The 24,274-nt window shown below is 70.6% G+C and carries 26 protein-coding genes and 1 pseudogene; 18 read left to right on the top strand and 9 right to left on the bottom strand.

Annotated features, from left to right (window positions below; translation table 11 throughout):
* Positions 1–27 precede the first annotated feature (27 nt).
* On the bottom strand, positions 28–2,481 hold the full coding sequence (ponA2, locus tag MCHUDSM44219_RS13155; RefSeq protein ID WP_048418659.1) for a transglycosylase/D,D-transpeptidase PonA2: 2,454 nt from the start codon (positions 2,479–2,481) through the stop codon (positions 28–30).
* A 297-nt stretch (positions 2,482–2,778) separates the two neighbouring features.
* On the opposite strand from ponA2, the gene MCHUDSM44219_RS13150 reads away from it, so the two are divergent.
* Positions 2,779–3,135, top strand: coding sequence for a WhiB family transcriptional regulator (locus MCHUDSM44219_RS13150; protein ID WP_048418658.1), 357 nt, complete (start codon positions 2,779–2,781; stop codon positions 3,133–3,135).
* A 57-nt stretch (positions 3,136–3,192) separates the two neighbouring features.
* On the opposite strand, the gene MCHUDSM44219_RS13145 is transcribed toward MCHUDSM44219_RS13150, so the two are convergent.
* Positions 3,193–4,323 carry an ATPase BagB gene (locus tag MCHUDSM44219_RS13145; RefSeq protein WP_048418657.1) on the bottom strand — a complete coding sequence of 377 codons (1,131 nt, stop codon included), beginning with the start codon at positions 4,321–4,323 and terminating at the stop codon, positions 3,193–3,195.
* Positions 4,324–4,336: 13 nt separating this feature from the next.
* On the bottom strand, positions 4,337–5,377 hold the full coding sequence (locus MCHUDSM44219_RS13140) for an ATPase BagA (protein WP_048418718.1): 1,041 nt from the start codon (positions 5,375–5,377) through the stop codon (positions 4,337–4,339).
* Positions 5,378–5,425: 48 nt separating this feature from the next.
* On the opposite strand from MCHUDSM44219_RS13140, the gene MCHUDSM44219_RS29445 reads away from it, so the two are divergent.
* The 3 genes from MCHUDSM44219_RS29445 to MCHUDSM44219_RS30470 are packed head-to-tail and all read left to right on the top strand — an operon-like array spanning position 5,426 to position 6,852.
* On the top strand, positions 5,426–5,587 hold the full coding sequence (locus MCHUDSM44219_RS29445; RefSeq protein ID WP_014817956.1) for a Sp36 family protein: 162 nt from the start codon (positions 5,426–5,428) through the stop codon (positions 5,585–5,587).
* Complete coding sequence (locus tag MCHUDSM44219_RS30475; RefSeq protein ID WP_048418656.1) at positions 5,584–6,078, top strand: RidA family protein; 495 nt, start codon at positions 5,584–5,586, stop codon at positions 6,076–6,078. The genes MCHUDSM44219_RS29445 and MCHUDSM44219_RS30475 overlap by 4 nt, the downstream gene beginning before the upstream one ends.
* Positions 6,079–6,852: an MBL fold metallo-hydrolase gene (locus MCHUDSM44219_RS30470; protein ID WP_048418655.1), complete on the top strand. Its 774-nt coding sequence runs from the start codon at positions 6,079–6,081 to the stop codon at positions 6,850–6,852. It abuts the gene before it with no gap.
* Between the two features lies 1 nt (position 6,853).
* Here the strand turns inward: MCHUDSM44219_RS30470 and crp are convergent, their stop codons facing one another.
* Together crp and MCHUDSM44219_RS13120 are read right to left on the bottom strand one after the other, a co-directional pair.
* Complete coding sequence (crp, locus tag MCHUDSM44219_RS13125; protein ID WP_048418654.1) at positions 6,854–7,579, bottom strand: cAMP-activated global transcriptional regulator CRP; 726 nt, start codon at positions 7,577–7,579, stop codon at positions 6,854–6,856.
* A gap of 102 nt (positions 7,580–7,681) precedes the next feature.
* Entirely contained in the window at positions 7,682–8,014 is a 333-nt protein-coding gene (locus MCHUDSM44219_RS13120) for a hypothetical protein (RefSeq protein WP_048418653.1), read from the bottom strand.
* 113 nt (positions 8,015–8,127) lie between these two features.
* Here MCHUDSM44219_RS13120 and nth point away from each other — a divergent pair, with 113 nt between their 5' ends.
* The 4 genes from nth to marP are packed head-to-tail and all read left to right on the top strand — an operon-like array spanning position 8,128 to position 11,500.
* Entirely contained in the window at positions 8,128–8,883 is a 756-nt protein-coding gene (gene nth / locus MCHUDSM44219_RS13115; RefSeq protein WP_048418652.1) for an endonuclease III, read from the top strand.
* Between the two features lie 6 nt (positions 8,884–8,889).
* Positions 8,890–9,534, top strand: coding sequence for a TlpA family protein disulfide reductase (locus MCHUDSM44219_RS13110; RefSeq protein ID WP_048418651.1), 645 nt, complete (start codon positions 8,890–8,892; stop codon positions 9,532–9,534).
* Positions 9,531–10,313 carry an NUDIX hydrolase gene (locus tag MCHUDSM44219_RS13105; protein WP_048418650.1) on the top strand — a complete coding sequence of 261 codons (783 nt, stop codon included), beginning with the start codon at positions 9,531–9,533 and terminating at the stop codon, positions 10,311–10,313. Before MCHUDSM44219_RS13110 ends, MCHUDSM44219_RS13105 begins: the two co-directional genes overlap by 4 nt.
* Positions 10,310–11,500, top strand: coding sequence for an acid resistance serine protease MarP (marP, locus tag MCHUDSM44219_RS13100; protein ID WP_048418649.1), 1,191 nt, complete (start codon positions 10,310–10,312; stop codon positions 11,498–11,500). Before MCHUDSM44219_RS13105 ends, marP begins: the two co-directional genes overlap by 4 nt.
* A 4-nt stretch (positions 11,501–11,504) precedes the next feature.
* Here the strand turns inward: marP and MCHUDSM44219_RS13095 are convergent, their stop codons facing one another.
* Together MCHUDSM44219_RS13095 and MCHUDSM44219_RS13090 are read right to left on the bottom strand one after the other, a co-directional pair.
* Positions 11,505–12,464 (bottom strand): alpha/beta fold hydrolase, encoded by a 960-nt coding sequence (locus tag MCHUDSM44219_RS13095; protein WP_048418648.1) that lies wholly within the window; start codon positions 12,462–12,464, stop codon positions 11,505–11,507.
* Positions 12,464–12,970 (bottom strand): phage holin family protein, encoded by a 507-nt coding sequence (locus MCHUDSM44219_RS13090; RefSeq protein ID WP_048418647.1) that lies wholly within the window; start codon positions 12,968–12,970, stop codon positions 12,464–12,466. The genes MCHUDSM44219_RS13095 and MCHUDSM44219_RS13090 overlap by 1 nt, the downstream gene beginning before the upstream one ends.
* A 171-nt stretch (positions 12,971–13,141) precedes the next feature.
* Between MCHUDSM44219_RS13090 and MCHUDSM44219_RS13085 the strand changes: the two genes are divergently transcribed.
* Complete coding sequence (locus MCHUDSM44219_RS13085; RefSeq protein ID WP_048418646.1) at positions 13,142–13,819, top strand: S1 family peptidase; 678 nt, start codon at positions 13,142–13,144, stop codon at positions 13,817–13,819.
* A 6-nt stretch (positions 13,820–13,825) separates the two neighbouring features.
* Here the strand turns inward: MCHUDSM44219_RS13085 and acs are convergent, their stop codons facing one another.
* Positions 13,826–15,790, bottom strand: a complete 1,965-nt coding sequence (gene acs / locus MCHUDSM44219_RS13080) for an acetate--CoA ligase (RefSeq protein WP_048418645.1) — start codon at positions 15,788–15,790, stop codon at positions 13,826–13,828.
* 137 nt (positions 15,791–15,927) lie between these two features.
* On the opposite strand from acs, the gene MCHUDSM44219_RS13075 reads away from it, so the two are divergent.
* Positions 15,928–16,689, top strand: a complete 762-nt coding sequence (locus MCHUDSM44219_RS13075) for a hypothetical protein (protein WP_048418644.1) — start codon at positions 15,928–15,930, stop codon at positions 16,687–16,689.
* A gap of 427 nt (positions 16,690–17,116) precedes the next feature.
* On the opposite strand, the gene MCHUDSM44219_RS13070 is transcribed toward MCHUDSM44219_RS13075, so the two are convergent.
* The gene (locus MCHUDSM44219_RS13070) at positions 17,117–17,974 is read right to left on the bottom strand and encodes an HAD-IB family hydrolase (RefSeq protein ID WP_048418643.1); all 858 of its coding nucleotides are present in this window, start codon (positions 17,972–17,974) and stop codon (positions 17,117–17,119) included.
* Between the two features lie 417 nt (positions 17,975–18,391).
* Here MCHUDSM44219_RS13070 and ssd point away from each other — a divergent pair, with 417 nt between their 5' ends.
* From ssd to MCHUDSM44219_RS13030, 8 genes and pseudogenes are all read left to right on the top strand, one after another.
* On the top strand, positions 18,392–19,486 hold the full coding sequence (gene ssd, locus MCHUDSM44219_RS13065; RefSeq protein WP_048418642.1) for a septum site-determining protein Ssd: 1,095 nt from the start codon (positions 18,392–18,394) through the stop codon (positions 19,484–19,486).
* Positions 19,483–20,661 (top strand): TadA family conjugal transfer-associated ATPase, encoded by a 1,179-nt coding sequence (locus tag MCHUDSM44219_RS13060; protein WP_048418641.1) that lies wholly within the window; start codon positions 19,483–19,485, stop codon positions 20,659–20,661. Before ssd ends, MCHUDSM44219_RS13060 begins: the two co-directional genes overlap by 4 nt.
* On the top strand, positions 20,655–21,431 hold the full coding sequence (locus MCHUDSM44219_RS13055; RefSeq protein WP_048418640.1) for a type II secretion system F family protein: 777 nt from the start codon (positions 20,655–20,657) through the stop codon (positions 21,429–21,431). Before MCHUDSM44219_RS13060 ends, MCHUDSM44219_RS13055 begins: the two co-directional genes overlap by 7 nt.
* Positions 21,428–22,000 carry a type II secretion system F family protein gene (locus MCHUDSM44219_RS13050; protein ID WP_048418717.1) on the top strand — a complete coding sequence of 191 codons (573 nt, stop codon included), beginning with the start codon at positions 21,428–21,430 and terminating at the stop codon, positions 21,998–22,000. The genes MCHUDSM44219_RS13055 and MCHUDSM44219_RS13050 overlap by 4 nt, the downstream gene beginning before the upstream one ends.
* A 36-nt stretch (positions 22,001–22,036) precedes the next feature.
* Positions 22,037–22,225 (top strand): DUF4244 domain-containing protein, encoded by a 189-nt coding sequence (locus MCHUDSM44219_RS13045; protein ID WP_162232094.1) that lies wholly within the window; start codon positions 22,037–22,039, stop codon positions 22,223–22,225.
* A gap of 35 nt (positions 22,226–22,260) precedes the next feature.
* The gene (locus MCHUDSM44219_RS30990; RefSeq protein WP_272818926.1) at positions 22,261–22,551 is read left to right on the top strand and encodes a TadE family type IV pilus minor pilin; all 291 of its coding nucleotides are present in this window, start codon (positions 22,261–22,263) and stop codon (positions 22,549–22,551) included.
* 13 nt (positions 22,552–22,564) lie between these two features.
* Positions 22,565–22,894: pseudogene (locus tag MCHUDSM44219_RS30985) on the top strand (Rv3654c family TadE-like protein); the annotation flags it as partial.
* Positions 22,895–23,047: 153 nt separating this feature from the next.
* Positions 23,048–24,274 carry a serine/threonine-protein kinase gene (locus MCHUDSM44219_RS13030; protein ID WP_048418637.1) on the top strand — a complete coding sequence of 409 codons (1,227 nt, stop codon included), beginning with the start codon at positions 23,048–23,050 and terminating at the stop codon, positions 24,272–24,274.

The following is a 24,274-nucleotide window of genomic DNA, read 5'->3' as shown; positions in this document are numbered from 1 at the left end:
CGCTGTGCGACGAGCGGGCTGCGACGATCACGGAGGCGGCGGCGGGGCCGGCGGCGGTCCCAACACCGGGACCGTGATCGGGGGCAGACCAGGGATCTGGATCACGGTCTCGCCCACCGGCGGCGGAGGCAGCCCCGGAGGCGCGGCGCCGGGCGGCGGGGGCGGCGGGGCCGGAGCGATGCCGTTGGAGATCTGGATCGTGATGATCGACCCGGGCACCGTCTGACCACTCGGCGACGTGCCGACAACCGTGCCGTAGGAGGACGCACTGTTGACCGGCGTCGCCTGATCGGCGACCTGGAAACCCGCCTCGCGCAACCGCTGCCGCGCCGTGTCCTGACTCATGCCGGCCACGCTCGGCACCCGCGAGCCTGGGGCGCCGTCGACGTAGCGCGGATCGGTCGGCGGCAGGGCGACATCCCCGAACTGAGTCGCGATCGGCTGCATGGCGGTGAACCACGTCCGCGCCGGCTCGTTGCCGCCGAACAGGTTGCCGTCACCGCACTGACGCAGCGGGAACGAGCACAGCTCGCCGGGGGCGTTCGAGTCGTCGTAGATGTAGTTGGCGGCGGCGAGCTGATTGGTGAAGCCGAGGAAGCCCGATGACCGGTGCGCCTCGGTGGTCCCCGTCTTGCCCGACATCGGCAGCGTCCAGCCCACCGAGCCGGCCGCGCCGGCCGCGGTACCCGACCCCTGGTCGTCCTTGCTCATCGCGTTGGCCAGCGTGTTGGCCAGCCCCTCGGGCACGACCTGCTCGCAGGTCTCGGTGGTCACCGACACCTCCTCGCCGTTGCGGTCGACGACCTGGGCGATCGGGTTCGGCGGGCACCAGGTGCCGCCGGAGGACAGCGTCGCGGCCACGTTGGACAGCTCGAGGGCGTTCACCTCGATCGGGCCCAGCGTGAACGACCCGAGGTTCTGCCGCTTGACGAAGTCGGCCAGGCTCTCGTTGCTCTCGGGGTCGTAGTCGCGCGCGGTTCCGGGCAGCGCATAGGACCGCAGGCCCAGCCGTACCGCCATGTCGACGGCGCGCTGCACCCCGACCTGGGCGATCAGCTTGGCGAACGCGGTGTTCGGCGACGTCGCCAGCGCGTCGGTGACGCTCATCTGGCCGCGGTAGTTGCCGGCGTTCTGCACACACCAGGTGGCCGGCGGGCAGCCTCTCGCCCCGCCGGTGCCCAGGCCCTTGGCCTCGAACCGCGACGGCGCGTCGAGCGTCGCGTTGATGCCCATCCCCATCTCCAGCGCAGCGGCGGTGGTGAAGATCTTGAAGATCGACCCGGCGCCGTCGCCGACCAGCGAGAACGGCTGGGGTTGCATGGTCTCGCCGGCGTCGAGGTTCAGACCGTAGGTGCGGTTGCTGGCCATCGCGAGCACCGGGTGGGACTCCTTGCCCGGGCGGATCACGCTCATCACGCTGGCCACGCCCTCGAGGTCCGGGCTGGCGATGCCGTCGATCGACGACTTCACGGTGTTCTGGATGTCGGGATCCAGCGTGGTCTTGATCAGATAGCCGCCCTTGGCCACCTGGTCCTTGCTGATGCCGGCGCGGGCCAGGTAGTCCAGCGCGTAGTCGCAGAAGAAGGCGCGGTCACCGGCGGCGATGCAGCCCCGGGGCAGCTCCTTGGGCGTCGGGAGGATGCCGAGCGGTTCCTGCTTGGCCGCGCGCAACTCGTCGGCGTGCTCGGGCAGGTTCTCGATCATCGTGTCGAGCACCAGGTTGCGCCGCGCCAGCGCACCGTCGGGGTTGGTGTACGGGTTCAGCGTGCTGGTCGACTGCACCATGCCGGCCAGCAGCGCGGCCTGCTGCCAGTTCAGCTCCGCGGCGTTGATACCGAAATAGGTCTGCGCGGCGTCCTGCACGCCGAAGGCGCCGTTGCCGAAGGAGACGAGGTTCAGATAGCGGGTCAGGATCTCCGGCTTGGTGAACGTCTTGTCCAGCGTCAGCGCCATACGGATCTCCCGCAGCTTGCGGGCCGGGGTGGTCTCGATCGCCGCGCGCTTCTCCGCGTCGGTCTGCGCGATCACCAGCAGCTGATAGTTCTTGACGTACTGCTGCTCGAGCGTCGAGCCCCCGCGGGTGTCGAGGTTGCCGGAGAGGTAGCCCGACAAGCCGGTCAGCGTGCCCTGCCAGTCCACGCCGTTGTGCTCGGCAAACCTCTTGTCCTCGATCGACACGATCGCCAGCTTCATGGTGTTGGCGATCTGGTCGCTGGGCACCTCGAAGCGCCGCTGGCTGTACAGCCACGCGATCACATTGCCCTTCGCGTCGACCATCGTCGACACCTGCGGCACCTCACCCTCGACCAGCTGGGCCGAGCCGTTGGCCACCACGTCGGAGGCGCGGTTGGACATCAGCCCCACTCCGCCGACGACGGGGAACATCAATCCCGCGGCGACCACGCTCGCGAGAAGCACGCACCAGGCGAGCTTGATGACCGTCACCGCCTTGGGCGGCCGGGTCGTCTCGTCCTCCGGCATGGGTACAGAGTAGCGACGGGTACCGGGCACACTGACGCCGAGCGGGCCCGACTGACTCCTGGCAGAGGCTGACAAATGCAGTGGTCGGGCACTGTACCGGCCTGACGGCACGGTCGTCCCAAAAAAGTGGTCACGAATGTATTGCGCAGAATGCCTGTGACCACCTAAATTGAGCGCACAGTGCGATACAGGTCACACTAGACCCTCGCAGTGTGGCGTAGATCGCATTGCGTGGTCGACGTCGGTGAATCAGTCGTCTGCGTTGTCGGGGCGCGGCCAGAACGAAGGGGATCGCTGGTGTCAGTTACCAAGCCCGCCGCTCGCAAGACCAGTGTGAATCCGTCCGGTGAGTCCATTCTGCACGGCGCGGAGGCCGAAGCCCGTATTGCGTGGGTTTCGCAGGCCCGGTGTCGTCAGACCGATCCCGACGAACTGTTCGTCCGCGGCGCAGCCCAGCGCAAGGCGGCGGTCATCTGCCGGCACTGCCCGGTGATCGCCGAGTGTGGCGCCGACGCTCTGGACAACCGCGTCGAGTTCGGCGTCTGGGGCGGCATGACCGAACGGCAGCGCCGCGCCCTGCTCAAGCAGCACCCGGAAGTGGTGTCCTGGTCGGATTTCTTCGCCGCGCAGCGCAAACACCGCAGCGCCGGCTAGACGCGACGGCTTTCCCCACCGTCAAAATTTGCTTTATCTGCCGCGGCCTGACCTGTTTCAGGCCGCGGCTGCTTCTCCGGTGATCTGATCGGCGATGGCCCGCAGGGCCTCCAGATCGGACACGTCGAACGGCAGTGACGGCACACCGACGATCGCCACGTGCGGGTTGGCGCCGGTGAACCGCGACAGCAGCCGGACCTCCCGCTTGGCGGTCGATGCCCGGTCGGCGTGCACCCGCAGCACCGCGGCCGCCAGGGACTCGGGATCGGACTTCTCCAGTTCCTCGGCCGCCTCCGCCGCCTTGTCGGCGTGCAGATCGCACAGCGTCGGGTGCGTCCGGTTGAGGATCAACCCGGCCAGCGGCATGCGCTCAGAGGAGAGCCGATCCACGAAGAACGACGCCTCGCGCAGCGCATCCGGTTCGGCCGCCGACACGACGACGAACTGCGTCCCCCGCCGCTTGAGCAATTCATAGGTGCGGTCCGCCTTCTCGCGGAACCCACCGAACGTGGCGTCCAGTGACTGCACGAAACCCGCTGCGTCCGAGAGCATCTGCGAACCCAGGATCGTCGACATGCCCTTCATCGCCAAGCCGACCGCGCCGGTGACGAGCCGGCCGATGCCGCGACCGGGAGCCAGCAGCAGCCGCCACAGCCTGCTGTCCATGAAGCTGCCCAACCGTTTCGGCGCATCCAGGAAATCCAGGGCGTTGCGCGACGGTGGCGTGTCCACCACGATCAGGTCCCACTTGTCCTCTGCGAGAAGCTGTCCCAGCTTCTCCATGGCCATGTACTCCTGCGTGCCCGCCAGCGACGTGGCCACCGTCTGATAGAACTGGTTGTCCAGGATGGCGTCGGCGCGGTCGGCGCCGGAGTACTGGACCACCATCTCGTCGAACGTCCGGCGCATGTCGAGCATCATCGCGTGCAGCTCACCGGGCACCTCGGGCGCCAGCGGAACCCGCTGCGGAGTGTTGCCCAGGGTCTTGATGCCCAACGCCTGAGCCAGCCGCTTCGCCGGATCGATCGTCAACACCACGACGGTGCGTCCGTATTCGGCGGCGCGCAGTGCCATGGCTGCGGCCGTGGTGGTTTTGCCGACGCCGCCGGCGCCGCAGCACACGACCACGCGGTTGCCTCTGTCGCGCAGGATCGAGGCCATGTCCAGGGCCGTGGGGGTGGTGCTCATCGGATGCCTCCCGTCACCGCACGCCCTGCTGGGCGAGCGCTTCGGCCAATTCGTACAGGCTGCCCAGGTCGACCCCGTCGGGCAGCGCGGGCAGTTCCAGACGCGGGATCTGCAGTTCGACGAGCTGCTCGGCGCTCTCGGCGCGGGCCGCGATGCGTGTCGCGTGCTCGATGGTCTCGGTCAGCAGTCCAGCGAAGTCGTTGTCGGACAACGTGATTCCGACGCTGTCCAGACCTGACCGGATCGCGTCGGCGTCGATACCGCCCTCGGCGGCCTTGGCGAGATCGTCGGGGGGCAGGTAGGCCGGGATGTTGCGGTTGATGATCACGCTGCCGATCGGCAGTTCCATCTCCCGCAGTTCGGCGATCGCCTCCAGGGTCTCCTGGACCGGCAGCGCCTCGAGCAGCGTGACGAGGTGGATGGCGGTGATGTCCGAATGCAGCAGCCGCACCACCCCCTCGGCCTGCGAGTGCACCGGTCCGCCCTTGGCCAGATCCGACACCGCCTTGGTGACGTCGAGGAACCGGGCGATGCGCCCGGTGGGCGGAGAGTCGACCACGATCGCGTCGTAGTAGCCGTACTTGCCCTTCGCCTCTTTCGGGGTACGGGTCACGACCTCTTTGATCTTGCCGGTGAGCAGCACGTCGCGCAGGCCGGGAGCGATCGTCGTGGCGAACTCGACCGCGCCGATGCGCCGCATCGCGCGCCCGGCCAGCCCGAGGTTGTAGAACATGTCGAGGTACTCGAGGAAGGCCGCCTCGGTGTCGATGGCCAGCGCGTTGACCTGCCCGCCCCCCTCGGCGGTCGCGATCTTCACCTCTTCATACGGCAGCGGGGGCACGTCGAACAGCTGCGCAATCCCTTGCCGGCCTTCGACTTCCACCAGCAGCACCTTGCGTCCGCCGGCGGCCAGCGCCAGGGCCAGCGCGGCGGCGATCGTCGACTTGCCGGTGCCGCCCTTGCCGGAGACGAAATGCAGCCGCGCCTCGGTCAGGCGGGACGGCCAGCCGGCCGGCTTGGAACCGTGCGCTGTCACCTCTGGTGTGGTTGCCACCACTGCATGCTAGCCATAGCGGATCGGGCGCCGGATAAGCTCAGCCGCATGAGCGAACCGACCCGCTGGGAGTACGCCACCGTTCCGCTGCTGACGCATGCGACCAAACAGATCCTCGACCAGTGGGGCGAGGACGGCTGGGAGCTGGTCTCGGTGCTGCCCGGCCCGACCGGTGAGCAGCACGTCGCCTACCTGAAGCGACCCAAGTGACGTCCGGCGGGCAGGAGCGGAGCGACCCGGGGAATCGGCACTGGTCGGCCCGGCTGGACGAGCTCGGCATCGCCCTGCCCGAGGTCGTCGCGCCGCTGGCGGCCTACGTGCCCGCGGTGCGGACCGGCAACCTCGTCTACACCGCAGGTCAGCTGCCCATCTCTGGCGGCGAACTGGCCGATACGGGCAAGGTCGGCGCGGAGGTGTCGGTCGAGGATGCGGCGCACCTGGCCCGCCGGTGCGCGCTGAACGCGCTGGCCGCGATCGACGCGCTGGTCGGCATCGACGCGGTGGTCCGCGTGGTCAAGGTGGTCGGCTTCGTCGCGTCCGCGCCCGGCTTCGGTGGCCAGCCCGTCGTCATCAACGGGGCGTCCGAACTGTTCGGCGAGATCTTCGGCGAGGCCGGGGCGCACGCCCGCTCGGCGGTCGGGGTGTCGGAGTTGCCGCGCAACGCGCCGGTGGAAGTGGAAGTGATCGTCGAGGTCGCGTAGGTGGAGCACCCCGCGTACGGACTGCTCCGGCCGGTCACCGACACCGCGTCGGTGCTGCTGTGCGACAACCCGGGGCGGATGACGCTCGACGGCACCAACACGTGGGTGCTGCGCGGGCCCGGCAGCGACGAGATGGTGGTCGTCGACCCCGGACCGGACGATCGGCACGAGCACATCGAGCGGCTCGCCGCGCTGGGCCCGATCCCGCTGGTGCTGATCAGTCACCGGCATGGCGACCACACCGGCGGCATCGACCGCATCGTGGGGCTGACCGGCGCCGTCGTCCGCTCGGTGGGCAGCGGATTCCTGCGCGGCCTCGGCGGACCCTTGACCGACGGCGAGCTGATCGACGCGGCGGGGCTGCGGATCACCGTGATGGCCACGCCCGGGCACACCGCCGATTCGCTGTCGTTCCTGCTCGACGATGCCGTGCTGACCGCCGACACCGTGCTGGGCCGCGGCACCACCGTCATCGACCAAGAGGACGGTGACCTGGGCGATTACCTGGAATCCCTGCGACGCCTGCACGGCCTCGGGCACCGCCGGGTGCTGCCGGGGCACGGGCCCGACCTCGAGGACATGGCCGCCGTCACCGCCACCTACCTGGCGCACCGCCAGGAACGGCTGGACCAGATCCGCGGCGCGCTGCGCGACCTGGGGGAGGACGCCACCACCCGCGCGGTGGTGGAGCACGTGTACACCGACGTCGACGAGAGTCTCTGGGACGTCGCCGAGTGGAGCGTGCAGGCGCAGCTGAATTACCTGCGCCGCTGAGCTATCGCGCTCGGATCGTCTGTCGCGCTAACGCGCTCGGATCGTCTGTCGCGCTAACGCGCTGGCGGGCCAGCCGCTCGGAGTCGCTGATCAGCACGCTCTTGCCCTCGAGCCGGATCCAACCGCGGTGGGCGAAGTCGGCCAGCGCCTTGTTCACGGTCTCGCGGGAGGCGCCGACGAGCTGGGCGATCTCCTCCTGCGTCAGGTCGTGGGTGACGCGCAGCGCGCCGCCCTCCTGCGTGCCGAAGCGCTGGGCGAGCTGCAGCAGCTGCTTGGCCACCCGGCCGGGCACGTCGGTGAAGATCAGGTCGGCGAGGTTGTTGTTGGTGCGGCGCAGCCGGCGGGCCAGCACCCGCAGCAGCTGCTCGGCGATCTCGGGCCGGTCGGCGATCCAGGCCCGCAGGGCTTCGCGGTCCATCGAGACGGCCCGCACCTCGGTGATGGTGGTGGCGCTCGACGTGCGGGGCCCCGGATCGAAGATCGACAGCTCGCCGAACATGTCGGACGGGCCCATGATCGTCAGCAGGTTCTCGCGACCGTCCGGCGAACGCCGTCCGATCTTCACCTTGCCCGAGATGATGATGTAGAGCCGGTCCCCGGGCTCCCCCTCAGCGAACACGGTGTGTCCGCGGGGGAAGTCGACAGGCTGCAGCTGCTTGGTCAGCGCGGAAACGGCGCTGGGTTCGACCCCCTGGAAGATTCCGGCCCTGGCCAGGATCTCGTCCACGTTGCCCCTCTTTGGAGATGTTGGTGGTCAGACATGCGCACGCTGACCCGTGATCAATCGTCAGATCAGTCTAGAGGCATGGCCTTCCATGACCAGCCCACGCTACACAGGATTGGCATGCGGGGTCTGCTGAAACCCCGTATTGACGCGCTGGGGAAATGACCGGACCGTCGGCAAACCCGGCACCGGCGCGCTGCGCCCGCCGGTCGCGGCGGCCGCCTCTCGCTCACCACGGCGGCGGTGCTGATCGTGGATGGCCGTGTCGAGGCCGTCGCGCACGAGCGCGTCGACGTCGCTGGCCTCGGCCTGATCCAGGAACTGGGCGACCTCGGCCGCCGAGATCGTCTCGCGGCGCAGCCCGGCCTCCACCCGCTCCAGACCGAACGTCGCCAGCATCAACAACCCGGGTATCAGCGCGACGAGCAACCACGACACAAGTCGGAAGTAAACACGGCCAAGGTCTCGGCGGGATCACGAAAAGCCCTCGTTAAGGACCGATCCGCGGACCGGCGCGTCGCCGAAGTGTCCGGGGTGCTCAGTACGCTGGCCTGGTGACCGTGACGAAGCGGAACAGCAAATGGGACAAAGAGACCCACCTGGGCCTCGTGCGGCGCGCCCGCAGGATGAATCGCACTCTGGCGCAGGCGTTTCCCCATGTGTACTGCGAGCTGGACTTCACCAACCCGCTCGAGCTCACGGTGGCGACGATCCTGTCCGCTCAGAGCACCGACAAGCGCGTCAACCTGACCACCCCCGCGCTGTTCGTCAAGTACCGCACCGCCGCCGACTACGCGGGGGCGGACCGGGCCGAGCTCGAGGAGCTCATCCGGCCCACCGGGTTCTTCCGGAACAAGGCCAACTCCCTGATCCGGCTGGGCCAGGAACTCGTCGAGCGATTCGACGGGCAGGTGCCGGCCACCCTCGACGAGCTGGTGACGTTGCCGGGGGTGGGCCGCAAGACCGCCAACGTCATCCTCGGCAACGCGTTCGACATCCCCGGCATCACCGTCGACACCCATTTCGGCAGGCTGGTGCGCCGCTGGCGCTGGACCGCCGAGGAGGACCCGGTCAAGGTCGAACACGCGATCGGCGCGCTGATCGAGCGCAGCGAGTGGACACTGCTCAGCCACCGGGTGATCTTCCACGGGCGCCGGGTGTGCCACGCCCGCAAGCCGGCCTGCGGCGTCTGCGTGCTCGCCAAGGACTGCCCGTCATTCGGCGCCGGACCCACCGATCCGCTGGTGGCGGCCCAGCTGGTGAAAGGCCCCGAGACCGAGCACCTGCTGGCGCTCGCCGGGCTGTAACCGCCGATGAGCGCATCGGCACGCTGGAGCATCGTGGCGCTGGTCGTCCTGATCGCGGTCGGGGTGGCCCTGTTCGCCGAGTTGGGCGACGACGGCGCCGGGCTTGCCACGCCGGGGACGGTGTCCGCGCGCGACAAGCGCGACGCCGACACCGATGCCGCGCTCGGCCCGCCGCGGGCCCGGGCCGACCTCGCGCCCTGCCCTCCGCCGGGCGCCGGTCCCGGTCCCGAGGTGCTGCGCGGCATCGTCGTCGAGTGCGCCGGCGACGGCGCGCCCGTCGACGTGGCCCAGGCCGTCGCGGGACGGCCGACCGTGCTGAATCTGTGGGCGTACTGGTGCGGCCCGTGCGCCGACGAGCTGCCGGCCATGGCCGAGTATCAGCGCCGCGTCGGGCCCGGCGTCACCGTGCTGACCGTGCACCAGGACGAGAACGAGACCGCGGCGTTGCTCCGGCTCGCCGAACTCGGGGTACACCTGCCGACGCTGCAGGACGGACGCCGCCGCATCGCCGCTGCGCTGCAGGTCCCCAACGTGATGCCGGCGACGGTGGTGCTGCGCGCGGACGGTAGCGTTGCCGAGATCCTGCCCCGGTCCTTTGCGACCGCCGACGAGATCGCCGCCGCGGTCGACCCGAAGATTGGAGTGAGGTGAGCTGGGACAGCAGGGACGGGGAACTGACGCCCGACGCCGCGCCACCCTGGCTCACCCCGCTCGTCTCCCAGCCCGACGCGATCAAGAACGCCTACCGCCGCCGGGTGCCCGCCGAGGTGCTCGCGGCGCTCACCGCCGCCAACGTGACCGCGGCCGTCACCGGCTCCCGGCGCGACGCCGCCGTGCTGGTGCTGTTCTCCGGACCCGACGAGGGCACGCCCGGCGTCCTGCCCGCCGACGCCGACCTGCTCGTCACCGTGCGCGCGTCCACGTTGCGCCACCACGCCGGCCAGGCGGCGTTCCCCGGCGGCGCGGCCGACCCCGGCGACCAGAGCCCGGTGCACACCGCGCTGCGGGAGGCGACGGAGGAGACGGGGCTCGACGCCGGCCGGTTGCGGCCGCTGGCGACGCTGGAGAAGATGTTCATCCCGCCGTCGGGGTTCCACGTCGTGCCCGTGCTCGCCCACTCCAACGATCCCGGACCGGTCGCGGTCGTCGACGAGTTCGAGACCGCACTCGTCGCCCGCGTGCCGGTGCGCGCCTTCGTCAACCCGGCCAACCGGATCATGGTGTACCGCAAGGAGAACACCCGCCGCACCGCCGGGCCCGCGTTCCTGCTCAACCAGATGGTGGTGTGGGGTTTCACCGGTCAGGTGATCGCGGCGATGCTCGACGTCGCGGGCTGGGCCGTGCCGTGGGACACCGACGCCGTGTACGAACTCGGCGATGCAATGGCGCGACTCGACGCCGAGGACAGCTACGGTGAGGTCCAACGATGACATCGTCACAGTGGCTGGACATAGCCGTACTCGCCGTAGCGCTCATCGCCGCCATCTCGGGCTGGCGGTCCGGGGCGCCGGGTTCCGTGCTGGCCCTGGTCGGGGTGGTGCTGGGCGCGGTCGCCGGGGTGCTGCTGGCCCCGCACGTGGTCAGCCACATCGACGGGCCGCGCACCAAACTGTTCGCCACGCTGTTCCTGATCCTCGCGCTGGTGGTGATCGGTGAGATCGCTGGCGTCGTGTTGGGCCGCGCCGTACGCGGGGCGATCCGCAACCCGACGCTGCGGGTCGTCGACTCGGTGGTCGGCGTCGCGGTGCAGCTGGTGCTCGTGCTGACGGCGGCCTGGCTGCTGGGCACCGCGCTGGTCTCTTCGCCGCAGCCCAATCTCGCCGCCGCCGTGCAGGGTTCCAAGGTGATCGCCGAAGTCGACTCGGTGGCGCCGAACTGGTTGCGGAGCGTGCCGGGCCGGTTGTCCGGGCTGTGGGACACCTCCGGGTTGCACGACGTGCTGAAGGATTTCGGGCCGACGCCGGTCGCCGCGGTCGACGCCCCCGATGCGTCGCTGGCCACGTCGGCGGTGGTGGGCGCCACGCGCTCGAGTGTGGTCAAGGTGCGCGGTGTCGCGCAGAGCTGCCAGAAGGTGCTGGAGGGCAGCGGTTTCGTCGTCGCCCCCAACCGGGTGATGTCCAACGCGCACGTGGTCGCGGGCTCGGAGAGCGTCACCGTCGAGGTCGACGGCAAGACCTACGACGCCGGGGTGGTCTCCTACGATCCCAACGCCGACATCTCGATCCTCGACGTGCCCGACCTTCCGTCGGCACCCCTGCAGTTCGCCGACGCCCCGGCGCCCAGCGGCACCGACGGCATCGTGATGGGCTATCCCGGCGGCGGTGACTTCACCGCGACGCCCGCTCGGGTGCGTGAGGTGATCGAACTCAACGGACCCGACATCTACCGCAGCACCACGGTGACGCGTGAGGTGTACACGATCCGGGGCACGGTGAAGCAGGGCAATTCGGGCGGCCCGATGATCAACCGCTCCGGCAAGGTGCTCGGGGTGGTGTTCGGCGCGGCCGTCGACGACGTCGACACCGGGTTCGTGCTCACCGCCGAGGAAGTGTCGCGGCAGATGGCCAAGGTCGGCAACGTCGAGCGGGTGCCGACGGGGACCTGCATCAGCGGCTGAGTCGCTAGCCGTAGACCTGGCCCAGGAACCGGGTGAGCTGTTCGTTCACCGGGTCCGGCGCCTCCTCGTGACCGAAATGCCCTGCGCCGGTGACGGATACGTAGCGTCCGTGTGGCGCGTACTGCTGGGTCCGGTACACCGGGTCGGCGAGTACGTAGGGGTCCGCGTCACCGCGCAGGTGCAGCACCGGCACCGAGATCGGCCGCTTCATCGAGCGCATGAAGCGCCGCCCCTCGCCGCGCAGCTGGCTACGCACCGCCCACCGCTGGTACTCCAGTGCCGAATGCGCCGCGGACGGGATCTGGATGGCCCGCCGCATGTGCGCCATCGTCTCCGAAAAGTCTTCTGTCGCCTGCCATTTCGCGCTCGACCGGCTGCGGACGAGACGCTCCAGTTCGGCTGCGTCGTGGCGGGTCAGGGCGCGCTCCGGCCAGGTCGGTATCTGATAGCGCATCATCCACGGCAGCAGCGCACGCCCCTGATCGCGTCGCCGCATCGCCGACACCCGCAGCGCGACCGGATGCGGCGAACTGACCGCGGCGATCGCGTTGACCACCCGCGGGTGCAGCACCGCCGTCGCCCAGCACACCAGCCCGCCGTCGGCGTGACCGACCAGCGTCGCGGAGCTGTGGCCCAGCGCCCGCACCAGACCCGCGGTGTCGCCGGCCAGCGTCCAGCCGTCGTAGCCACGCGGAGGTTTGTCGCTGCCGCCGTAGCCGCGCAGATCCACCGCGACGACGCGCGCACCCGTCAGCCCGCGCAGCTGATGGCGCCACGACCACCAGAACGAGCCGAAACCGTGCAACAGGATGACCAGCGGCCGGTCCGTCAGCGGGCGCGACTGGTCGTCAGCGCGCGCCTCCCGCTCGGCTTCGACGACGTGGAAGCGAATCCCGTTGGCGTGCACATCGAGATGACGCCACGGTCCGTCGATGCGCACCACCGACGGATCGGGTTTGCCCATTACCAGCCGGAGGGATCGGCGGGCGCCGCCTGCTTACCGTCGGTCGTCGCGACAGCTCTCTTGTCCGCCCCCGACGTGAACGCCTCGGGGATCTCCTTCACCGACTCGATGGTCTTCTGCGGTCCCCGGATCCGGCGCACCTTCAGATACCCCAGCAGGGCCAGCGCCGCGGTGACCACCACCATGATCCCGAAGACGATCAGGAAGGCCGCCCAGCGCCACAACCAGTTGTCGAGCAGTTCGGCGAGGAAGAAGAAGAAGAAGAACGTCGAGTAGAACAGCACCACCAGCGCCAGGATGAAGAAGACGCTTCCGGTGAGGCCCTTCTTGACGTCGCGGGTGATCTCCGCCTTGGCCAGTTCGACCTCGGCGCGGACCAGCGTCGACACCTGGGCGGTCGCGTCCTTGACCAGATCACCGATGGACGGGTCGGGCTTCGGCGCGTGCGGGTCCACCAGCGGTATCGATGTCACCGTGGCCGGCGCGCCGTTTCTGCGATCGCTCACAAGAGCTTCCCTTCCCGCATGAGTTCTGGTCGCGGCTTATGTTGCCACGTGGCGGACAACGAAACGATTCCGCCGTGACGTTAGACTGCCTTGATTCCTTCCATGGCGGGTCGGGCCACGTCGATTGGGGTGAGCAGGTTGAAGACCAGCGACCAGCCTGGTGTCCGCAGCATGAGTTTTCGCGCGATCGCCGCCGTGCTGTCGGCGATGATGCTGCTCGGCGGCGGGGTCGCCCACGCCGCCGCGCCGGTTCCGCTGGGCGGCGGTTCGGGACTGGTGGTCAACGGCGACACACTGTGCACGCTCACCGCGATCGGTAACGACAATCGCGGCAATCTGATCGGCTTCACCTCGGCGCACTGCGGCGGACCGGGCGCCGTCGTGGCGTCCGAAGCCGACCAGGGCGCCGGCCTCGTCGGGACGATGGTGGCCGGCAACGACACCCTGGACTACGCGGTGATCAAGTTCGATCCGCAGAAGGTCCGGCCGGTCAGCGAGGTCAACGGTTTCCGCATCGACGGAATCGGGCCCGATCCGGTGTTCGGTCAGGTGGCCTGCAAACTCGGCCGCACCACGGGCTACTCGTGCGGGGTGACGTGGGGTCCCGGCGAACAGCCGGGCACGATCGTCAATCAGGTCTGCGGTCAGCCCGGGGACTCCGGCGCGCCCGTGACCGTCGACAACAAGCTCGTCGGCATGATCCACGGAGCGTTCTCCGAGGATCTGCCGACGTGCGTCGTCAAGTTCATCCCGCTGCACACCCCGGCGGTGACGATGTCGATCAACACCCAGCTCGCCGACATCGCGGCCAAGGACAGGCCCGGGACGGGTTTCGTCCCGGTGTCGTAGTCGTTCCTACTTGCTGGCGCGGATCGCCTCGAACACACTCGGATCCACCAGCGTCGAGGTGTCCCCGAGCTCGCGGCCCTCGGCGACGTCGCGCAGCAGCCGTCGCATGATCTTGCCGCTGCGCGTCTTCGGCAGCTCGGGCACCACATGGATCTCGCGGGGCTTGGCGATCGGGGAGATCTCGCGGGACACCTCGGCGCGCAACTCGTCGACCATCTGCTCGCGCGACATCTCCTTGGCGTGCGACTTGAGGATGACGAACGCGCAGATGCCCTGTCCGGTGTGCTCGTCGGTCGCTCCGACGACGGCGGCCTCGGCCACCCCTGAATGCCCGACCAGGGCGGACTCCACCTCCGCGGTCGAGATCCGGTGCCCGGAGACGTTCATGACGTCATCGATGCGGCCCAGCACCCAGATCTCGCCGTCCTTGCCGTAGCGGGCGCCGTCCCCGGCGAAGTACCAGCCCTGCTGGGCGAACCGCGACCAGTACGTCTCCTTGAACCGTTCCGGATCGCCCCAGATGCCGCGCAGCATCGCCGGCCACGGCTGGTCGAGCACCAGGTAACCGCTGGCCTGCTCGCCGTGATCGGTGCCGGGCGCCAGCTCGTTGCCGTCGTCGTCGACGATCTTGGCCGAGATGCCCGGCAGCGCGCGCATCGCCGACCCCGGCTTGCAGTGCGTCACGCCCGGCAGCGGCGAGATCATGATCCCGCCGGTCTCGGTCTGCCACCAGGTGTCCACGACCGGCGTCTTGTCGCCGCCGAACACCAGGCGATACCAGCGCCAGGCCTCGGGGTTGATCGGCTCACCGACCGAGCCGAGCAGCCGCAGGCTGGACAGGTCGTGTTCGAAGGCGAGCTCGCGGCCCCACTTCATGAAGGTGCGCACCACCGTCGGCGCCGTGTAGTAGACGGTGACGCCGTACTTCTCGATGACCTGGAAGTGCCGGTGCTCGTCGGGGGAGGCGGGGGTGCCCTCGTACACGACCTGGGTGACGCCATTGGAGAGCGGCCCGTAGACGATGTAGGTGTGGCCGGTCACCCAGCCGATGTCGGCGGTGCACCAGTAGACGTCGGACTCGGGCTTGATGTCGAACACATAGTGATGGGTGTAGGACGCCTGCGTCAGGTAGCCGCCCGAGGTGTGCATGATGCCCTTGGGCTTGCCCGTGGTGCCGGAGGTGTAGAGCAGGAACAGTGGATGCTCCGAGTCGAAGGCCTCGGGGGTGTGCTCGGTCGACGCGTTCGGCACGGTCTCGTGCCACCACGTGTCGCGGCCCTCGGTCCACGGCACCTCGATGCCGGTGCGCTGCACCACCAGCACGTGCTCGACGGGGCTGCTGTCGCCGAGGGCCTCGATCGCCTCGTCGACGCCGGCCTTCAGTGGGGCTGCCTTGCCGCGGCGGAACTGGCCGTCGGTGGTGATCACCAGCTTGGCCTCGGCGTCTTCGATGCGGGCCTTGAGGGCTGACGCGGAGAACCCGGCGAACACCACCGAGTGCATGGCGCCGAGCCGGGCGCAGGCGAGCATCGCGATGATCGCTTCAGGCACCATCGGCATGTAGATGGCCACCCGGTCGCCCTTGGTCAGCCCGAGTTCGGTCAGCGTGTTCGCGGCCTGGCACACCTCGTCCTTGAGCTGGGCATAGGTGATGTCGCGCGCGTCGCCGACCGGCTCGCCCTCCCAGTGGATGGCCACGCGGTCTCCGTTGCCGGCCTCGACGTGGCGGTCCACGCAGTTATAGGCGACATTGAGCTTGCCGCCGACGAACCACTTCGCGAACGGGGCCTCCGACCAGTCCAGCACCTCGGTGAACGGGGTGTCCCAGGCCAGGCGTTCGGCCTGCGTGGCCCAGAAGCCCAGCCGGTCCTCGGCGGCCTCGTCGTAGAGCGCCTCGGTGGCGTTGGCCTGGGCGCTGAACTCGGGCGGCGGCGGGTAGGAAGCCTGAACGTCAACGTGCGTCTCGGTCATGTCTGTGAGGGTAGTCACCCAACGTTGCATCGACGTTGGCAACTCACAGGCGCCGCTGCGGACGGCAGTTGACGCGCGCCGAACGTCACGGCCGGCGCGCCCATCGGTACCCGGTACATCTACTACCGTGTGCGGGCGTGACCGATCCGCTCGCCCCTTTGACCGCTCTGCCCGGTGTCGCCGAGGCCGGTGAGGAGGCTCGCGAGGCGCTCGGGCGGGCCCACCGGCACCGCACCAACCTGCGCGGCTGGCCGGCGACGGCCGCCGAGGCGGCCCTGCGGGCGGCGCGCGCGTCCTCGGTGCTCGACGGCGGACCGCTGCAGTTCGCGCCCGAAGGCTCCCTCGGTTCGGAGGGCGCCGAGAACGATCCCGTGCTCGCCGGCGCGCTGCGGGTGGCCGAGGCGTTGGAGGGCGGTGAGGGCGCGCTGATCGGTGTGTGGCGGCGCGCACCGCTGCAGGCCATCGCCCGGCTGCACTCCCTGGCCGCCGCGGACCTGGTCGCCGACGATGCGCTGGGTCGGCCCCGCGGCGACGCCGACATCGGGCGGCGGCTGGAACTGTTGGCCGACCTCGTGACCGGCGGCACCCGAGTGCCCGCGACGGTGCTGGCCGCGGTGGCGCACGGCGAACTTCTCACGCTCGCCCCGTTCGGCAGCGCGGACGGCGTCGTGGCGCGCGGGGTGTCACGGCTGATCACCATCGCCAGCGGGCTGGACCCGCACGGGCTCGGCGTCCCGGAGATGCACTGGATGCGACGCTCGGGCGACTACACCGCAGCGGCACGGGGATTCGCGTCGGGCACACCGGACGGGCTGGCGGCGTGGCTGGTGCTCAGCAGTGAGGCACTGCACGCCGGGGCCCGCGAAGCGCTCGCGATCGCGGTGGCGCAGACCTCCTGACGGACGGGTCGAAGACCACCTGCAGCAAAAGAAAACGGGCGGCGTCCGAAGTAATTCGAAAAGTACTTCGGCGCGCCGCCCGCGAGCACGAGCCTCCGGTTACCATGCGTGCGTATGGGGTTGCGTGGGTGGCCTCGGCGCCTGTGCGATCCGCTTCGACTGCGACCCCACCCAAAGGGCCGTCGATGTCATCCGATCTTCGCACTTACGCAGGCCCGCAACACTTTTGCCGTTCCGCGGCATGTGCGCCGCGTGGGTTCCGGGACCCGTGCTGGGGAGCCGAGATCGGGAGATCGAGCCTTCTCTTCCGGCTCGGCCTTGGCCTCACCCGGCTTCCGTGCTTCCTTTGTACTCCGTGACCACGGTCACATCAAGGGTCAATTCCGGATTGTGACCCGCGCCCCGTCAGCAACGGCGCCGCCTGCGCTCAGAACGCGAACCGGCGCAGCAGCGTGTACGTCAGTGCGCCGGCGGCCAGGGCGCTGACCCCGACGGCGAAACTGGTCGCGACGGCGGCTCCGGACGGCGCGGCGGGAAGACGGTCACGCAGCGACACAGGCTTGGAGAACGACCGCATCTGCCATCCGCGAGCGGCGGCTTCCTTGCGGAGCGTCCGGTCGGGATTGACCACGGTCGGATGGCCGACGGTCTCGAGCATCGGCACGTCGGTGATCGAGTCGGAGTAGGCGTAGCAATGTTCCAGCGCGTAGTCCTCGCGGGCGGCCAGGGCGCGGATGGCCTCGGCCTTCGCGTCGCCGTAGCAATAAAACGCGATGTCGCCGGTGTACTTGCCGTCTTCGACGACCATCCGGGTGGCCATCGCATGGGTGGCGCCCAGCGCGCGGGCGATCGGTCCGACGATCTCCTCCCCGGAGGCCGACACGATCACGACGTCACGGCCGCAGAGCTTGTGATCGGAGATCAGCTCGGCTGCTTCGGCAAACACCAGCGGGTCGACGATGTCGTGCAGCGTCTCGCCGACCACCGACTTGACCTGCTCGACGTCCCAGCCGGCGACCATCGTCGTGATGTAGGACCTCATCCGGTCCATCTGGTCGTGGTCGGCCCCGGACATCAGAAACAGGAATTGCGCGTACGCAGACTTCAGAACAGTCCGTCGATTCATTAGCCCTTGGCTGAAGAAGGGTTTGCTGAAAGCGAAAGTGCTGGATTTTGCGATGACGGTTTTGTCGAGATCGAAGAACGCTGCCGTGCGGACCGGGCGCTCGGAAGGGGACGGACCGTCAGCAGCTCGGGGGCTCGTCACCGGGTCGGATGAGGTCACAGCGCCAGCATAGAGCGCGCCCGAGTGACAAATCGCGACAGATCGTACAAATTGGCAGTTCACGACAGGTGGCTAGAACTGCAATCTTTTCTGGATTCGACCGACTTCTCTGCGTTGCGGTCTTGCGCCAGCCCGCTCCGGCGTGTGTATAGTGGGCATCACTCGGCTTATGCCGGGTGTGCATCAGCCCGACCCCCCGGGGCTGATACACGACGACCTCCGCCTCCTCCCCCCCTGGCGGGGGTCGTCCCTTTTCTGGGGTCATTCGCAAAGCGGATAGGTCCGCTGCTCTGTAGATGGTTGCGGAACGCCGTTTTCGGCGAAGTCGACCGGGCAGATTGTGGATAAGTCCGCATCGCTCCACAGATCCCTCGACGGCCCTTCTCCACCCGGCGCTCGCCGCCCACGCTGAGAAGCATGTCGACCCCCGCCGCCATCCTGATCCTCGTCGAGGACGCCACGCTGAACGTGACGGTCGACCGCGTCGTGGCCGCCGCGGGACTGCAGGTGGTGCGCGCCACCGACCCGTCGAACCGGCGCGCGTGGACCGGTGCCGCGGCGGTGCTGCTCGACGCGGCCGCAGCCCGCCGGTGCGCGGGGCAGGGGCTGCCGCGCCGCGCCCGCGTGCTGCTGGTCAGCGGTTCTGCGCCCGAATCGGCGGCGTGGGAAGCCGCCGTCGCCGTCGGCGCTGCGCGGGTGCTGACCGTCCCCGCTCAGGAGGCGGAGCTGATGGCGGTGCTCGCGGAGGCTGCCGAAGCCGCACACGACGGCGGTGCGCGCGGCGCGGTGGTGGCGGTGATGTCCGGCCGGGGTGGTGGCGGTGCCTCGGTGTTCGCGGTGGCGCTCGCGCGGACGGCCGCCGACTCGCTGCTCGTCGACGGCGATCCGTGGGGCGGCGGACTGGATCTGGTGCTCGGCAGCGAGACCGACCAGGGTTTGCGCTGGCCGGATCTCGCCGTCGCAGGGGGACGGCTGACCTATCCGGCGTTGCGCGACGCGCTGCCGCGACGGCACGGCGTCAGCGTGCTGTCCGGTAGCCGCGTGCTGTCGGGGGAGCGGCCGTGCGACGACATCGATCCGCTGCCGCTCGGCGCGGTGCTCGATGCCGGCAGCCGGGGCGGGGTCACCGTGGTCTGCGATGTCGCCCGTCGGCCCGCGGCCGCCACCGACACGGCCTTGGCCGCGGCGGATCTGGTGGTGTTGGTCACACCGGCCGACGTCCGGTCGTGCGCCGCGGCCGCGGCCACCGGCCGGTGGGTCGCGAGCGCCAACCCCAACACCGGCGTGCTCGTGCGGGGGCCGGCTCCCGGCGGGCTGCGCCCGGTCGACGTCGCCCGCATCGTCGGGTTGCCGCTGCTCGCGTCCATGCGACCCCAGCCGGGCATCGAACAGCAGCTCGAGCGCGGAGGGTTGCGGGTGCCGCGCCGGTCGCCGCTCGCGGTGGCGGCGCGCACGGTGCTCGCGCTGCTGCAGACCAAGCCGTCGGGCGCCGAGGCGGAGGCCGCCGCGTGAACGCCCCGCTGCTGGACCGGGTGCGCGAGCGGCTGGCCGCCGAAGGTGCGGCACTGCGGCCGAGCGTGGTCGCAGCGGCCATCCGCGCGGAGTCCGGCGGGGTGCTCGGCGACACCGAAGTGCTGACCAGCATGCGTGAGCTGCAGACCGAACTCGTCGGCGCCGGCATCCTCGAACCGCTGCTGTGCGCGCCGGGCACCACCGACGTGCTCGTCACCGCCCCCGACGCGATCTGGGTCGACGACGGATCCGGTTTGCGACGCACCCCGATCTCGTTCGCTGACGAGGCGGCGGTCCGGCGCCTCGCCCAGCGGTTGGCGCTCGCCGCAGGGCGTCGTCTCGACGATGCGCAGCCCTGGGTCGACGGGCATCTGAGCGGTCTCGGTCCGGCGGGAGTGGGAGCGGCACTGAGTGTTCGGCTGCACGCGGTGCTGCCGCCGATCGCCGCGGCGGGTACCTGCCTGTCGCTGCGGATCCTGCGGCCGGCGACCCAGGATCTCGACGCACTCATCGAGTCCGCAGCGATCACCGCTGAGGCGGCCGCGCTGTTGCGTGGCGTGATCGAGGCCCGGCTGGCGTTCCTCGTCTCGGGCGGGACCGGCGCGGGGAAGACCACCTTGCTCGCCGGGCTGCTCGGGGCCGTGCCCGCCGACGAGCGGATCGTGTGTGTCGAGGATGCCGCCGAATTGGCGCCCCGCCACCCCCACGTGGTGAAGCTGGTCGCGCGCTGCGCGAACGTCGAAGGAGTCGGCGAGGTCACCGTCCGCGACCTGGTCCGGCAGGCGCTGCGCATGCGGCCCGACCGGATCGTCGTCGGCGAGGTGCGCGGCGCCGAGGTCGTCGACCTGCTGACCGCGCTGAACACCGGCCACGACGGCGGCGCCGGCACCGTGCACGCCAACAATCCCGCCGAGGTGCCGGCACGGTTCGAGGCACTGGCCGCGCTCGGCGGTCTGGGCCGCGCCGCGCTGCACAGCCAGCTCGGCGCCGCGATCCAGGTCGTCCTGCACGTGTCGCGGGACCGCTCCGGCAGGCGCCGGCTCAGTGAGATCGGCATGCTCCGGCGCGGCGACGACGGCCGTGTGCGAGTGCTGCGCTGCTGGCACATCGACGACGGCTTCGACCGCTGGGCCGACGACCTGCGCCGGCTCATCGACACCCGGAGCCGATCGTGACGGCGGCGGTGATCCTGGCGCTGGCGGTGCTCGTGGTGCCGTCCACCTCGCGCCGGCGGGTCCCGGTCCTCAGAGCCCGGCGGCGCCGGCCGCCCGCCGCGACCGGGGGACTGCTCGCTGGTCTGGCCCTGACGCCGCTGCTGCCGCTGAGCGCGGTCGTGTCCGCCGCGGTGATGCTGGGCGTGCTGGTGCTGCGGCGGCGCGGACGCCGGCGCCGCCGCGAGGCCGTCGAGGAGGCCACGGCCCTGCAGGGTGCGCTCGACGTGCTCGTCGCCGAATTGCGCGTCGGGGCCCACCCGGTCGCTGCCATCGGGGTCGCCGCCCGCGAATCCGACGGCCGCGTCGCCAGATCGTTCGGCGCGGTCGCGGCGCGTGCGATGCTCGGCGCCGACGTGGCGGCCGGATTGCGTGCGGAGGCTCGCCACTCCGGTGCGCCGGGCCATTGGGAGCGGCTGGCGGTGTGCTGGCAGCTCGCGCAGACGCATGGGCTGGCGATCGCGACGTTGATGCAGGCCGCGCAGCGCGACCTCGGCGAGCGCGAACGGTTCCGGTCGCGCGTCGACGCCGGGATGGCCGGTGCGCGGGCCACCGGGAGTGTGCTGGCCGGGCTGCCCCTGCTGGGCGTGCTGCTGGGGTGTGCGATCGGCGCCGACCCGCTGAGGTTTATGTTCTCCGGTGGTGCCGGCGGCTGGCTGCTGTGCCTGGGGACGCTGCTCGTCGGGGCCGGCCTGCTGTGGTCGGACCGCATCACCGCGCGGGTGCTGACGTGATATGGGCTGCGGTGCTGCTCGCTGCCGCGGTGCTCGCCCTGCCGCGGGCCGCCGGGGCGAGGATCGTTCCCGGCCGGCGTGCGCCCGCCGACGCCGGTGCACCGGTCACGTCCGACGATCCGCTCGCGGTGGCCGCCACGCTCGACCTGCTCGCCGCGTGTCTGCGCGCCGGCATGGCGGTGTCGACCGCGGCCGCCGGCGTCGCCGCGTCGGCACCCGCACCGCTCGCGGCGGTGTTGCAACGGGCCGCCGACCTGCTGGCGCTCGGCGCCGACGCCGGTCAGGCCTGGGGCGATCGGCCGGACGACAGCGATCCGCATGTGCGAGCTTTTCTGCGGATGGCGCGGCGGTCGGCGGCGTCGGGGGCGGCGCTCGCTCAGGGTGTCGAAGACCTCGCCGTGGCGCTGCGCGCCGATGCCGCCGATGCCGCGGGAGCCAGGGCCGAGCGCGCATCCGTGCTCATCGCCGGCCCGCTGGGCCTCTGCTACCTGCCGGCCTTTCTGTGCCTGGGCATCGTGCCCGTCGTGGCCGGACTGGCCGCAGACGTCCTGCGGTCAGGGGTGTTGTGACAACCATCGAGGAGGAAACACATGGTCAGACAACGGATGGCGGAGTTGCGGTCCCGCCTGCTCGTGCTCGCGGTCGCCGACGATGGCATGTCCACCGTCGAATACGCCATCGGGACGATCGCCGCCGCGGCGTTCGGCGCCATTCTCTACACCGTCGTCACCGGCGACTCGATCGTCGGCGCGCTGACGAACATCATCAGCCGGGCGCTCACCACCAACATCTAGATGGCGCGGCCGGCTTCGCCACCGTCGAGGCGGCGATCGCGATCGTGTCGTTGGTGGCGACGCTGGTGCTCTGCCTGGCGGGTCTCACCGCGGTCACCATGCAGGTGCGGTGCGTCGACGCGGCCCGAGAGGCGGCCCGGTTGGCGGCGCGTGGTGACGACGCCGTCGCCGCCGAGGCCGCACGACGGGTCGCGCCGGCGGGGGCGGGGGTGCACCTGCGCCGGGACGGCGGTTACGTCGTCGCGACGGTCAGCGCGAGGTCGGCGTTGCTGCCCGGCATCGAGATCGCGGCCCGCGGCGTGTCCGCCGTCGAACCGGGCGGCTGACGACCACGGCGCAGCGACCGTCGTCGCCGCGATGATGCTCCTCGCGCTCGGTGCCGTGACCACGGGCGGCGCGCTGGTCGGGTCGGTGGTGGTGGCCCGGCACCGGGCGTCGGCGGCCGCCGATCTGGCGGCACTGGCCGCGGCCGCCCAGCTGCCCGCAGGTCCCAGCGCAGCCTGTTCGGCTGCGGAGGCGATCGCCCGGTCGATGGCCGCTACGGTGGCACGGTGCGATGTCGACGGGGTGGACGTGATCGTGGTCGCCGAGGCCGCACCCGGTTTCGGGGCGAGGTGGACCGGCGCGGCGACGGCGTCGGCGCGCGCCGGGCCGGTGGCGCCGGGGTGAGCGCCGGCCGGCCGCGTGTTTACGGCGTCGTAAGGCGGGTTACGCACACCTCATGACCGGCGGCGAACTCCTCGCTGGCCGCTNCGGTGGCGCCGGGGTGAGCGCCGGCCGGCCGCGTGTTTACGGCGTCGTAAGGCGGGTTACGCACACCTCATGACCGGCGGCGAACTCCTCGCTGGCCGCTACGAGATGCGCGGCCTCCTCGGTCGCGGCGGCATGGCCGAGGTCCGCGACGGGTGGGACACTCGGCTGTGCCGACCCGTGGCCATCAAGGTGCTGCATCCGGCGTTCAACAGCGACCCCGACCTCCGTCGACGGTTCGAGGTGGAAGCGCGCGCCGCGGCCGCCCTGCAGCATCCCAACGTCGTCGCCGTGCACGATTTCGGCGAGCACGAGGGATCGCCGTTCATCGTGATGGAGCGGCTACCCGGCCGCACCCTGCACGACGTCATGGGCACCGGTCCGATGACCCCGCATCAGGTGCGTTCAATCCTCGATGACGTTCTCGCCGGCCTGGGCGCCGCGCACGCCGCCGGGGTGCTGCATCGCGACATCAAACCGGGCAACATCCTGCTCTCGGCCAGTGGAGACCGGATGAAGGTCGCCGACTTCGGTATCGCGAAGACGGGCGGCGCCGCCGAAACCAAGACCGGTCAGATCATCGGCACCATGTGCTACATGAGCCCGGAACGGGTGATGGGCGCCCCGGCCTCGGTGGCCGACGACCTCTATGCCGTGGCCGTCATCGGCTATGAGGCGCTGCTCGGTCACCGCGCCTTTCCGCACGACCACCCCGTCGCCCTCGCCCGCGCCATCATCGACACCCCGCCGCCGCCTCTGAGCGCCGTGCGCGCCGACGTCGATCCGGTGCTGGCCGCTGTCATCGAACGCGGGATGGCCCGCGACCCGGCTCAGCGCTTCGCGAGCTGTGATCAGATGCGGGCCGCACTCGCCGGCGATCCCGCCGCGCTGAGGGGCGGGGCTGCCCCGGCGCCCGTCATCACCGGTCCGCGCCCGGCGACCCGGGTGATGGCCGCACCGCTGCCGCCGACCGCCGGCTACCCGCCGCCGCCGCAACTCCGCTCGCCCCGCCGCAGGCACCCGCGCCGCTACCTGCTCGCCGCGGCGGCCATCCTGGCCGCATTCGTCGTGTCGGCTTTGGCCCTGGCGCTGGATCCGTTCGCCTCCTCGCCGTCGCCGGCGTCGGTCAGCACCAGCACGAGCGTGCCGCCGCCCAGCACCAGCGTCGCTCCGCCTCCGCCCCCGGCGCCGGTTCCCGTCGTGCAGGAGCCCGCGCCTGCACCTCCGCAGCCCGCGCCGGGACCCGGCAACGGCCATGGGAACGGCAAGGGCAACGGCGGCGGGAAGAAGAAGGACTGA

The sequence above is a fragment of the Mycolicibacterium chubuense genome (genome assembly GCF_001044255.1).
In the GTDB taxonomy this organism is placed as follows: Bacteria; Actinomycetota; Actinomycetes; order Mycobacteriales; family Mycobacteriaceae; genus Mycobacterium; species Mycobacterium chubuense.
This window is presented reverse-complemented; position numbering and strand designations above follow the sequence as displayed.